The following is a 9,720-nucleotide window of genomic DNA, read 5'->3' as shown; positions in this document are numbered from 1 at the left end:
AGCCAGCGGGTGGTCGATCTGGCCGAGATCGTGGCCCAGAAGTGGCAGTGAGTTCAGGCCCAGCCTGATCTGTGCGGGCCGTCCTTCGGGGCGGCTTTTTGCTGCGGATTGATTCGTTTGCCGTTTCCATAGCTGCTTCTCGAGATGCTGGCTCACAAGGGAGCCGGATCCATCGCAGACCATCCAGCTCCTTGCGAGGGGTGATTAAGGCCACGCCGGCCAATGGCTTGGCAATCGACAGCCTGGCCCTCGATCGGCTGGAGACCTTCTTCGAGCCCCCTGCGCTCAATCAGCGGGAGCGTCAGGGTCTGATCAAGGCGTTTGAATACTGTTTCGAGCTGGGCTGGAACACGCTGCGGGATCTGCTGCTGACGGAGGGCAACGCCGGCTTGATTGGCTCGCGCGACACGCTGCGCCTGGCCTTCCGGATGGGGCTGATCGACGATGGCGAGGCCTGGCTGGCGATGGTGCAGGACCGCAACCTCACCAGCCACACCTACAACCGCAGCACCGCCGCCGCCGAGGAAGGGGATGGCTGAGCCTCCCGCTGCCATGGCTGTGATCCCCGGCCTGCCACCGGAGGCCTCGGCCCGGCTGCTGGCTGTGTTGAGCGCCGAGCCCGCCGTGCAGGAGGTGTGGCTCTACGGCTCCCGTGCCATGAGTGCCGGGCCTGCGCCACGACGACCGCCTGCGGCTGATGGGGGGCTCTCGATGACCTGCTGCTGCCCTGGAGCATCGACCTCTCGCTGTTGCAGGAGCTGCCCGAACCCTTGCGGCAGCACGTGGCGCGGCGGCTGGTGGTGCCTGGAAACTCCTACGCCCCCTGAAGCAGGGCTGTCGCCCTCGTCGCTCAGGCGTGGGGCTGGAGGTTGTCTGCGCCTTCGATCACCCGGGCTGAAACGATTCGGTCGTCGACACTGAGCTCCTCGAGCACGTCCATCCCTTCCACCACATAGCCGAACACCGCGTTGCGTCCATCCACCAGGTTGAGGCCGGCGGGGGTGAGCTCCGGCTCATACAGGAAGAAGAAGAACTGGGACGATCCGTCGTCGAGGTTCTCGTCGGAGTGGGCCCAGCCCAGGGTGCCGTAGGTGGCGAAGGGCAGCACCGGTTCCGCCTTGTAACGGCCGACGTCCTCGAAGGTCTGGTTGTAGATCGGCTCGGCATCATCGGTGATGCGGATCTCCAGCGGCACGTGCCGTTCCACGCCGCTCTTCGGATCCACATAGCCCATGGCCTCGCCCTTTGGATCGCCGCTCTGGAGTATGTAGAAGTCTTCGGCCCGGGTGAAGGGAAGGCCGTCATAGAACTTGCGCTGCACCAGATCCACGAAGGCGCCGCCCGTGAGCGGGGCGTTGTAGCCGTCGATCACGGCGATAAGGTCGCCCTTGCTGGTGCTGATGGCCACGGTGGCCCGGCCCAGCAGCCTCGGCAGGGCGTCGAACTCAGCTGGGATTAAGAAGGGGAAGGGCCCCACTAACCGCGCCTCGGCGCTGCCGATGGTCGCCAGGGCGGCCCGACGGGTTGCCAGGAAGGCATCCCGATCCTGGGCTTCGGCGGCCGTGGCCACCTCGCGCAGCTGCTGCTCGAGCCGGTCGAGCAGCAGGGCGGCCGTGGCCTGATCCTCGGAGTCGAAGCGCTTAAGGATGGCGTCCCGCTGGGTCGTCAGCAGCGCCTGGCTGCGGGTCACCGATCCCGCCAGGGGTTTCCAGCGCTTGGCCCGCAGGTCGTCGCTGGTCGATTCCAGCCGGTGCTGCAGATCCTGCAGCTGGGGCGCGTCGATCGGCAGGGAGTTGCGCAGGATCGCCTCGGGATCCTTCACGGCGTTGCCCTGGGGCAGGGCCGCCCAGGCGACGGGGGCAAATAGCAGCGCCCCCAGGAAGGCCGCCAGGAGCTTTAGCCCGTACCCGGAGCCGGTTTGCAACGATCTCCTGGCCATCGAGACGCCCCTGACTGAGCGGACTCTGGCATAGGCGCTTAGCAGCGGAATGGCTCTGGGCGCCCCACGTACAATCCACCCGTTCTGAACTGCCGGAATGATCTCCAGCAATGAATTTCGAACTGGCACTTCAATTGAGCTGGATGGCCAGGTCTGGAGGGTCGTTGAGTTCCTGCACGTCAAGCCGGGCAAGGGCTCGGCCTTCGTGCGCACCAAGCTGAAGGCTGTCCAGAGCGGCAGCGTGGTGGAGAAGACCTTCCGGGCCGGCGAGATGCTGCCCCAGGCCGTGCTTGAAAAGAGCACCCTCCAGCACACCTACATGGAGGGCGATGACTTCGTTTTCATGGACATGGGCAGCTACGAGGAGACCCGCCTCACCGCCAAGCAGATCGGCGAGAGTCGCAAGTACCTGAAGGAGGGCATGGAGGTGAACGTGGTGGCCTGGAACGGCAAGCCCCTGGAAGTTGAGTTGCCCAACTCGGTGGTGCTGGAAATCACCCAGACCGATCCGGGCGTCAAGGGCGACACCGCCACCGGCGGCACCAAGCCCGCCATCGTTGAAACCGGTGCCCAGGTGATGGTGCCCCTGTTCCTCTCGATCGGCGAGAAGATCAAGATTGATACGCGCACCGACAGCTACCTCGGGCGGGAGAACTGAGCGCCATGCAGCTAAGCCACGACCAGCTTCAAAAGTTGCTGACTCTCCTGGGAGACAGCGACATCCAGGAGTTGAAGCTCGAAGGGGACGACTTTCGGCTCGAGGTGCGGCGCAACCTGCCAGCTGCGGCTCCGGCGGCGGTGTTCCAGCCCGCTGCGGCTCCCCCCCAGGCCATCCCGATGCCTGCGGCCGCCCCCCTGCCGGTCACCCCTTCGGCGCCGCCCCCTGCCGCCGTTGGCAGCCGCAGCGATCTGCATGAGGTCACGGCCCCGATGGTGGCCACCTTCTACCGTTCATCGGCCCCTGGTGAGGGGGCCTTCGTCGAGGTGGGCTCCCGCATCAGAGTCGGCCAGGTGGTGTGCATCCTCGAGGCGATGAAGCTGATGAACGAGCTTGAAGCCGAGGTGGCCGGGGAAGTGGTGGAGATTTTGGTGGAAAACGGCACGCCGGTGGAATTCGGCCAGGTGCTGATGCGGGTTCGGCCTGCCTGATAGGCCAGCCCGAAATCCTTAGCCCAAATCCCTGGCAGTCAGCAGGGCTGCCGCCATGCTGGTGGCCCGCGCCCGCCCCTGGCCGGCGATGCCAAAACCGGTGCCGTGATCGGGTGAGGTTCTCAGGAAGGGCAGGCCGAGGGTGGTGTTTACGGCGGCATCGAAGGCCAGCAATTTGACCGGTATCAACCCCTGGTCGTGATACAGGGCCAGGTAGCCATCGGGGCCCTGCTCCCCGCCGGCCCAGGCCGCCGCCGCACTCAGCCAGCAGCTGTCCGGAGGGAGGGGCCCCTCCAGGCGCACCTGCGGATGCTGCTGGCGCCAGCTGTCCAGCGCCGCCGCCAGCCAGCAGACCTCCTCCTGACCCAGCTGGCCCGCCTCGCCCGCATGGGGATTGAGCCCCGCCACCACCAGGTGGGGGGCTGGGGTGAAGCGTTGACAGAAGGCCAGCAGCCGATCCAACTTGCGCCGCACCAGTTCCCCATTGAGTTGGTGAGGCACGGCGGCAAGCGGGATGTGGGTGGTGGCCAGCAGGGTGTTCAGGCGCCAATGGCCTGCGGGAGCCAGGGCCGTGAACAGCATCGACGCCTCCACCACGCCGGCCAGTTCGGCTAGCCGCTCGGTTTGGCCGGGGTAGGGGTGGCCGGCGGCATGCCAGCTGGCCTTGGCGATCGGAGCGGTGACCAGGGCCTGGCAGCGGCCGCTCCGCACCTGTTCCCAGGCGGCGGTGAGCCAGGCGAAGCTCGACTCCCCGCAGGCCGGGCTGCTGACGCCTACCTGGCAGGGGGCGGCCAGGGGCAGGTCGAGCACCTCCAGCTCGGCGGGGTCCCGCAGGGGCGGGCCGGGGTGGTGGCGCAGTTGCTCGTAGCTCTCTTCCAGCCAACGGCGACAGCCCACCAGGAGGGGGCTTTCATGGCGCCATTGGGGGCTGGCCAGGGCCTTGAGCGTCACTTCGGCGCCGATGCCGGCCGGATCTCCCAGGGCGATGGCCAGGCGCGGCGGGTTGGAGTTGGATGGGGACTGGCTGCTGGTGGAGGAACCCATGCTGCGCTGGTTGTTGCTGGGGGGTCTGGTGCTGGGCTTGGCTACGGGAATCAATAAGGGCTGGATCGAGCTGCGCTGGGGGCGCCTGCTCGGCGACCTGGGCCTGCCCTACGTGGCCGATCCGGCCGATCTCAAGGACTGTCCACCGGCCAGCTCCTCTGCCAGGCAGGCCCTGTAGCCCTCCCGATAGCTGGGGTATCGCAGGTCATAGCCAAGGGTGGTGCGCAGCAGCTGGTTGCTGGCCCGCCGGTTTTCAGACCAGAAGCTGCGGGCCATGGCACCCATGCTGGCCTCAATGGCGGCGTAGTGCTCCACCAATGGCAGTTTGAGCCCCAGCAGGTGGGCTGCGTAGCCAAGGGTTTCACTCGATGGGCAGGGACAGTCATCGGTCACGTTGAGCACGGTTGGACGCCGCCCGCTTGGCAGGGCCAGGCAGTGCAGCAGGCAGCCAACGACGTCGTCCACATGTACCCGGCAGAACACCTGGCCGGGCTTGTGGATCAAGCGGTTCTGGCCGGCCCGCAGGGACGCAAAGGGGGAGCGGCCTGGCCCGTAGATCGCCGGCAAGCGGAAGATCTGTACGGGTAAGCCGCTGGCCAGCCAGGCCTGTTCGGCGGCCAGGCGGGCCTGGCTGCGGCCGGCCCGGGGGGCGGGGGGGCCAGTTTCATCCACCCAGGCCCCACCGGTGTCGCCATAGACGCCGGTGGTGGAGAGGTAGCCCAGCCACTGCAGGGGGAGCTGCCGCAGGAGCGGGCCCAGCAGCTCCAGGTTCGGCTCGGCCCTGCCCTGGACGGGAGGCACGCTCACCAGCACGTCCGTGATGCCGGCAAGGGCTTCGGCGGCGGGCACCAGGGCAGGTTCGCTGGCGCTGTCGAACTGCAGCCAGCCGAGCTCTTGATCTGCACCCTCCCCCTGCCTGGGTCGGCGGCTGGTGAGCCGCACCGCTAGGCCCCGCTGGCGGGCAGCGCGGGCCAGGCGCAGGCCGGTGTAGCCAGCGCCGATGACCAGCAGCTGGCGCCCCTGCTTGACAAGCGGCCCATTCATGAGTACACCTGTATCAGTTCTCCGCAGCTATGGCGATGGCGGTCCCAGCACCACTCTCCACCAGGCCCGAAACGGGCCGTTCCAGGCCATTGAAATCCGCCAGGCATCTTTCCGCCCACGGGGGGCAGGGGGCCGGAGGCTTGGCCGTGCTGCTGTTGCTGCTGGCCGTGCTGGTCGCCCCTGAGCGCCCCCAGGTTCAGGAGGCCATCTGCCAGCGCCACAACGGCGTGGAGGCCTGCCGGGTCTGGTGAGCTTCCGCTTCCTCCAGGGCTCCGCCTGGATGGACCCACTGCAGCAAGCGCAAGGCCAGGCGCAGATCGCCATCGCACCAGGCCCGGATCGCCATCGCCCGCCGGGGGTCGTAGAAGGTTTGGCGCCTATACCACTCAAAGGCGTTGGCGTCCCCCTTGTGGCCGTTGCAGGACAGGCAGGCAGGTACGCAGTTTTCGGTGACGCTCAGGCCCCCCCGGCTCTGGGGATGGACGTGGTCAATCGATTCAGAGGGTTCGCCGCAGTAGACGCAACGTCGATCGGTGACGAGGTGAAGGGATTGGCGCCAGCGTCTGACGCGCAATTTGGGACATAGATCTTCTAAGAAAACCGCATCCCTGGCCTGCATCAGAGCGCCCCAGTTGGCGGAAGTGTGCCTTCATCGCCTGGGGTGTCAATGTGTCGAGGATTGCACTTCAGCGGATGCGTTGCCTGTTGCGCCTGGGAGCGACGGGTCAGATCGAGGTGGTCAGCCCCTACGACGCGGTTACCCAGGCCCAGTTGCGGGCGATTCGGCCCCGGGGCTCCTGGTCGGGGCGGCGGCGCTGCTGGTGTTTTCCCCTAGAGGCTGCAGCGGCGCTGCGGCAGGCCCTGGCGGGTCGCTTCCCGCTGGAGCCCGAGCTGGCCCGCTGGCTGGCCTGGATGGAGCAACCCCTGCCGCCCCTGCCACCCCACCGACAGCTGGTGGCGGCGGCCCAGCTGGGTGAGCCCTTGCTGGATGGGCGCTGTCTGTTTGCCCACCAGCGGGCCGCGGTGCGCTGGCTGCTGGCGCGGCGCGGCGCGGTGCTGGCCGACGCCATGGGGCTGGGCAAGACCCTCACCGCCCTGGTTGCCGCCAGGGCCCTGGTGCGGCTGGCCGATTGCCGCATCCTGGTGATTGCCCCTGTCGGCCTGCATGGCCACTGGCAGAGCGAAGCGGCTGCCCTGGGCCTGCAGCTCGAGCTGCACAGCTGGGCCCGGCTGCCCCCCGCCCTGCCGCCGGCCGGCACCGTGTTGATCGCCGATGAGGCCCATTTCGCCCAGAACGGCCAGACCCGGCGCAGCCAGGGCCTGTTGCGGCTGGCCCGCCATCCCCGGCTCAGGGCCATCTGGCTGCTCACGGGCACGCCGATGAAAAATGGTCGCCCGGCTCAGTTGTTCCCGCTCCTGGCCGCCATCGGCCATCCCCTGGCCCGGGACCAACGGGCCTTTGAGGAGTACTTCTGCCAGGGCCACTGGCGTGAGCAGGCGGGGCGGCGGCTTTGGCAGGCCAGTGGGGCCAGCCATTTGGAGGAGCTGCAGCGACTGGTGCGGCCCCTGGTGCTGCATCGCCGCAAGCAGGATTGTCTCGACCTGCCCCCCAAGCGGCGGCAGTTGTGGCCCGTGGAGCTCGCTGGCCCCCAGGCCCGCGGTTTCCAGCACCGCCTCCAGAGCAAGGTTGACGATTACCGCCGCCGGGCGGCCCGCGGCGAGGTGCGCCGGGATGGGGAGGTGTTGGCGGTGCTGACGGCCCTGCGGCAGATCGGCTCCGACTACAAATTGCCCGCCACCAGGGAGCTGGTGGCGGGGCTGCTCGGCCAGGGCGAGGCGGTGGTGGTGTTCACCGCCTTTGTGGCCACTGCCCAGTTATTGCATCGCAGTTTTGCCGCCAGTTGCCTGCTCACCGGGGCCCTGCCCCCGGCGCAGCGCCAGGGGCAGGTGGATGCTTTCCAGCGGGGCGAGCAACCCCTGCTGATTGCCACCTATGGCACCGGTGGGCTGGGGTTCACCCTGCATCGGGCCCGCCATGTGGTGCTGGTTGAGCGGCCTTGGACCCCGGGCGATGTGGAACAGGCGGAAGACCGCTGTCACCGCATCGGCATGGGCGCCTGTCTCACCTGCCACTGGCTGCAACTGGGGGTGGCCGATCAGTTGGTCGATGGGCTGATCGCCAGCAAGGCCGAGAGGATCGCCCAGCTTTTGGAGCGCCGCAACCTGCCGGCCATGGTGCGGGATCTGCTGGCTCGCTGGTGATGGCTCAGGATTTGCCTCGGCGGCAGAGCTCCTGACGCAGCTTCAGATCGTTGCGCAGCTGGGGATCCAGGCTGTTTGCCGGGATTTGCCGGGCCAGGGAGGAGGCCTTGGCTATGTCGGCGCAGGCGGCAGCCTCATTGCCGGCCAGGCTGTGGAGCAGGTAGCGGTCGTTGAGCGGGCTGGGGTTGGCCGGGAAGGCAGCCACTACGGCATCGCAGTGGCTGATGTGCTCGGCCAACTTGTCCAGCGTTATGTTTTGGAGGCATTCATGGCTGCGCAGTTGCTGGCCGGGCAGAGGCTCCTCTGAGCAACCTGCCAGCAGCATGAGCATGGCCCCGATGAGCAGGGCCCTAGCGGTCGCCACGGAACCCGGCAGCCAGCCATGGTGAGACCTATGGACTGACTTTCTTATTGGCGCCACTGCTGCTGCCCGCCTCTGGCTTGGCTTCAGGTTTTGAGAACAGGTCACCGAGATAGCGGCCGCAGTCTGGATAGACACTGGGGTTCTGGACGACGGCTTCGGTGATCATCACCGCAGCGTGTTCCGGAGAGGTTTTAAACAGCTTGTCGCTCTGGCGCTTGATCACGGCATAGGCCGCATCCCAGCTCACCTGGTGGCTGTTGCCGTTGTTGCGCATGAAGCAATAGATCTGAGCCCCCTTCCCGCCCGCGCTGGGAGTGCTCTCTGGCGTTTGGGCCTGGCTGGGCAGGCTCGCCAGTGGTAGGCATGCCGTGGCAACCAGGGCGATCCGCAGCATGCCCTGGCGCAGTCGCGGCGATGGCGGCAAAGGGAGGCTCGGGGCCATGGCTAGGGAGGTGTCAACGGATAGGGCCCACCGTATCGATTCAGCTGGCCTTGGCCAGGCCCGGTTTCTGTGCTGTTATCGGCATCACTGCTCGTCTAGCGATGGCCCCCGAGTCGGTTTCCTTCCGCATCAGCCGCAACGCCGAGGATCTGGCCCACACCGTCCATGCCCTTTCCCAGCGCCTGGTGAAGCTGGAGCAGCGTTTGGCCGGTCTGGAACTGCAGCTGGATCGGCGGCTGGATTCCGATCCCCAGGAGATCGCCAGCCTCGCCAATGTGGAGAGATTGGTGCTCGACTGCCGCGCCCTGCTTGAGATGCAGGAGGATCCGGACGATCAATCCGCTCCGCTGGCAGCGGCGGCCTGAGCGCGGGGGCTGGTCACCGGTGGCAGAATGGTAAGAAAGCGGCCATGGCCTATCCCACGCAGTCCCATTCCGGTTTGCAGCACGGCTCAGCCAACCGTTGCCCCCAAATTGGCGGGGTGTCCGCTGCTTCCCCTTCCCGTAACTCTTTCCCCTCCAACAGCGGCGAGGGCGATCACCAGCTAGAGAAGTTGGAGTTTGCCCTGGCAGTTGCCCTCACCCGGGGAGATCTGCAGAGGTCCCAAACCCTGCGCGATCAGATAGCTGCCTTGGGGGGCAATCTCGAAGAGCCGGGCACCTGAGCGGGGGGCCTCGATGGCCCCCATTCCTTCAGTTCCATATGGTTGAGATGACAGCGATCTTTTCTAGCCAAGTGCCAATTGCGGCCCCAGAACAAACTGCTTCGGCCCCGAAGCCAGCAGCCAGAGCTGGGGCCTCCGAGTTAGACGGCCGACGGGATCAGCTCACCAATTTGATCCATACCAACACCAGCCAAGCCCAGCTAGCTGCCGAACGGGGAGATGTGGCTGCAGCAGCCCGCCTGATTCTCGCTGCATTGGATGGGGAACGCCGGATGGCGGCGACCAATCCCCAGGTGCTGCAATTGATCAGGCCGCGGGCCTGAGCCAGAAATCAAGGCCCGGGCCGCGCGCCACATGCAGGTGGGTTTGCAGGAGCTGGATAGTCCAAACGCCACTGTCAGGATTTTGTACAGCCCGTACAGAACTCAGGACTCCGCAACTCCTTTGCCTTGGGCCCTAGCTACGCCAGCCCAGGCCGTGCTGATTTTCAATTTCTATGAGTCGGGCGGCAATCTGGTTGTTGAGGGAGCTGGATCGTTGAACTTGCCGTCGAGTTCTTTATATACTTTCAGCTGTACTGGGATATTAGCCCTTGACAACGTATTTTACCGGTCTAAGTTCCAATGTTAATGCTTATGGGATCACTGGGCCGATAACCCTTGGCGCGGGCATGGTGTCAACCACCGTTTCCTCATCAAGGGAACCTCGAAAAATCAAGAATCTTACACCTACAGAAGCTTACAAAAAAACGCCTTGCGGCGCCAAAGGGTCTATTAAATTGTACATCAAAATGACTGAATTGACTCAAGCAG

Annotated in this window: 16 protein-coding genes; 10 read left to right on the top strand and 6 right to left on the bottom strand. The window is 66.2% G+C overall.

Annotated elements, in window-relative coordinates:
- Positions 1 to 200 precede the first annotated feature (200 nt).
- Positions 201 to 539 (top strand): HI0074 family nucleotidyltransferase substrate-binding subunit, encoded by a 339-nt coding sequence (locus tag KBZ15_RS11975; protein WP_255015436.1) that lies wholly within the window; start codon positions 201 to 203, stop codon positions 537 to 539.
- Positions 540 to 850: 311 nt separating this feature from the next.
- Here KBZ15_RS11975 and KBZ15_RS11970 read toward each other — a convergent pair whose 3' ends face one another.
- The gene (locus KBZ15_RS11970) at positions 851 to 1,939 is read right to left on the bottom strand and encodes a peptidylprolyl isomerase (RefSeq protein WP_255015435.1); all 1,089 of its coding nucleotides are present in this window, start codon (positions 1,937 to 1,939) and stop codon (positions 851 to 853) included.
- A gap of 97 nt (positions 1,940 to 2,036) precedes the next feature.
- On the opposite strand from KBZ15_RS11970, the gene efp reads away from it, so the two are divergent.
- Positions 2,037 to 2,597 (top strand): elongation factor P, encoded by a 561-nt coding sequence (gene efp, locus KBZ15_RS11965; RefSeq protein ID WP_255015434.1) that lies wholly within the window; start codon positions 2,037 to 2,039, stop codon positions 2,595 to 2,597.
- Positions 2,598 to 2,602: 5 nt separating this feature from the next.
- A complete protein-coding gene (accB, locus tag KBZ15_RS11960) occupies positions 2,603 to 3,088 on the top strand; it encodes an acetyl-CoA carboxylase biotin carboxyl carrier protein (RefSeq protein WP_254930180.1) in 486 nt (161 codons plus the stop codon).
- Positions 3,089 to 3,106: 18 nt separating this feature from the next.
- On the opposite strand, the gene pdxA is transcribed toward accB, so the two are convergent.
- Positions 3,107 to 4,132, bottom strand: a complete 1,026-nt coding sequence (gene pdxA, locus KBZ15_RS11955; protein ID WP_255015433.1) for a 4-hydroxythreonine-4-phosphate dehydrogenase PdxA — start codon at positions 4,130 to 4,132, stop codon at positions 3,107 to 3,109.
- On the opposite strand from pdxA, the gene KBZ15_RS11950 reads away from it, so the two are divergent.
- A complete protein-coding gene (locus KBZ15_RS11950) occupies positions 4,119 to 4,310 on the top strand; it encodes a hypothetical protein (RefSeq protein WP_255015432.1) in 192 nt (63 codons plus the stop codon). The two genes, pdxA and KBZ15_RS11950, sit on opposite strands and share 14 nt — an antisense overlap.
- Here KBZ15_RS11950 and KBZ15_RS11945 read toward each other — a convergent pair.
- Positions 4,241 to 5,176, bottom strand: coding sequence for an SDR family oxidoreductase (locus tag KBZ15_RS11945; RefSeq protein WP_255015431.1), 936 nt, complete (start codon positions 5,174 to 5,176; stop codon positions 4,241 to 4,243). The two genes, KBZ15_RS11950 and KBZ15_RS11945, sit on opposite strands and share 70 nt — an antisense overlap.
- Before the next feature lie 35 nt (positions 5,177 to 5,211).
- Here KBZ15_RS11945 and KBZ15_RS11940 point away from each other — a divergent pair, with 35 nt between their 5' ends.
- Positions 5,212 to 5,427, top strand: a complete 216-nt coding sequence (locus tag KBZ15_RS11940) for a hypothetical protein (RefSeq protein ID WP_255015430.1) — start codon at positions 5,212 to 5,214, stop codon at positions 5,425 to 5,427.
- Here KBZ15_RS11940 and KBZ15_RS11935 read toward each other — a convergent pair.
- On the bottom strand, positions 5,373 to 5,795 hold the full coding sequence (locus KBZ15_RS11935) for an HNH endonuclease (protein ID WP_255015429.1): 423 nt from the start codon (positions 5,793 to 5,795) through the stop codon (positions 5,373 to 5,375). The genes KBZ15_RS11940 and KBZ15_RS11935 overlap by 55 nt on opposite strands.
- A 74-nt stretch (positions 5,796 to 5,869) precedes the next feature.
- On the opposite strand from KBZ15_RS11935, the gene KBZ15_RS11930 reads away from it, so the two are divergent.
- Positions 5,870 to 7,438, top strand: coding sequence for a DEAD/DEAH box helicase (locus KBZ15_RS11930; protein WP_255015437.1), 1,569 nt, complete (start codon positions 5,870 to 5,872; stop codon positions 7,436 to 7,438).
- Between the two features lie 4 nt (positions 7,439 to 7,442).
- On the opposite strand, the gene KBZ15_RS11925 is transcribed toward KBZ15_RS11930, so the two are convergent.
- Positions 7,443 to 7,802 carry a hypothetical protein gene (locus KBZ15_RS11925; RefSeq protein WP_255015428.1) on the bottom strand — a complete coding sequence of 120 codons (360 nt, stop codon included), beginning with the start codon at positions 7,800 to 7,802 and terminating at the stop codon, positions 7,443 to 7,445.
- 28 nt (positions 7,803 to 7,830) lie between these two features.
- Complete coding sequence (locus tag KBZ15_RS11920) at positions 7,831 to 8,244, bottom strand: DUF6554 family protein (RefSeq protein ID WP_255015427.1); 414 nt, start codon at positions 8,242 to 8,244, stop codon at positions 7,831 to 7,833.
- A 101-nt stretch (positions 8,245 to 8,345) separates the two neighbouring features.
- Here KBZ15_RS11920 and KBZ15_RS11915 point away from each other — a divergent pair, with 101 nt between their 5' ends.
- The 4 genes from KBZ15_RS11915 to KBZ15_RS11900 all read left to right on the top strand — a co-directional run.
- On the top strand, positions 8,346 to 8,609 hold the full coding sequence (locus tag KBZ15_RS11915; protein WP_255015426.1) for a hypothetical protein: 264 nt from the start codon (positions 8,346 to 8,348) through the stop codon (positions 8,607 to 8,609).
- A gap of 44 nt (positions 8,610 to 8,653) precedes the next feature.
- The gene (locus KBZ15_RS11910) at positions 8,654 to 8,908 is read left to right on the top strand and encodes a hypothetical protein (protein WP_254930190.1); all 255 of its coding nucleotides are present in this window, start codon (positions 8,654 to 8,656) and stop codon (positions 8,906 to 8,908) included.
- A gap of 170 nt (positions 8,909 to 9,078) precedes the next feature.
- Positions 9,079 to 9,231: a hypothetical protein gene (locus KBZ15_RS11905; RefSeq protein WP_254930191.1), complete on the top strand. Its 153-nt coding sequence runs from the start codon at positions 9,079 to 9,081 to the stop codon at positions 9,229 to 9,231.
- Positions 9,232 to 9,500: 269 nt separating this feature from the next.
- A partial coding sequence (locus KBZ15_RS11900) for a hypothetical protein (RefSeq protein WP_255015425.1) occupies positions 9,501 to 9,720 on the top strand: 220 nt, incomplete at its 3' end.

Source organism: Cyanobium sp. BA20m-p-22 (genome assembly GCF_024346275.1).
In the GTDB taxonomy this organism is placed as follows: domain Bacteria; phylum Cyanobacteriota; class Cyanobacteriia; order PCC-6307; family Cyanobiaceae; genus Cyanobium_A.
The sequence above is the reverse complement of the archived record's forward strand: the minus strand, read 5'-3'. Positions and strand labels throughout refer to the sequence as shown.

Coding starts and splice junctions, on each gene's coding strand:
- KBZ15_RS11970 (WP_255015435.1), bottom strand. CDS start 1,939: ATGGCCAGGAGATCGTTGCAAACCGGCTCCGGGTACGGGCTAAAGCTC.
- efp (WP_255015434.1), top strand. CDS start 2,037: ATGATCTCCAGCAATGAATTTCGAACTGGCACTTCAATTGAGCTGGAT.
- accB (WP_254930180.1), top strand. CDS start 2,603: ATGCAGCTAAGCCACGACCAGCTTCAAAAGTTGCTGACTCTCCTGGGA.
- pdxA (WP_255015433.1), bottom strand. CDS start 4,132: ATGGGTTCCTCCACCAGCAGCCAGTCCCCATCCAACTCCAACCCGCCG.
- KBZ15_RS11945 (WP_255015431.1), bottom strand. CDS start 5,176: ATGAATGGGCCGCTTGTCAAGCAGGGGCGCCAGCTGCTGGTCATCGGC.
- KBZ15_RS11940 (WP_255015430.1), top strand. CDS start 5,212: ATGGCGGTCCCAGCACCACTCTCCACCAGGCCCGAAACGGGCCGTTCC.
- KBZ15_RS11935 (WP_255015429.1), bottom strand. CDS start 5,795: ATGCAGGCCAGGGATGCGGTTTTCTTAGAAGATCTATGTCCCAAATTG.
- KBZ15_RS11930 (WP_255015437.1), top strand. CDS start 5,870: ATGCGTTGCCTGTTGCGCCTGGGAGCGACGGGTCAGATCGAGGTGGTC.
- KBZ15_RS11920 (WP_255015427.1), bottom strand. CDS start 8,244: ATGGCCCCGAGCCTCCCTTTGCCGCCATCGCCGCGACTGCGCCAGGGC.
- KBZ15_RS11915 (WP_255015426.1), top strand. CDS start 8,346: ATGGCCCCCGAGTCGGTTTCCTTCCGCATCAGCCGCAACGCCGAGGAT.
- KBZ15_RS11910 (WP_254930190.1), top strand. CDS start 8,654: ATGGCCTATCCCACGCAGTCCCATTCCGGTTTGCAGCACGGCTCAGCC.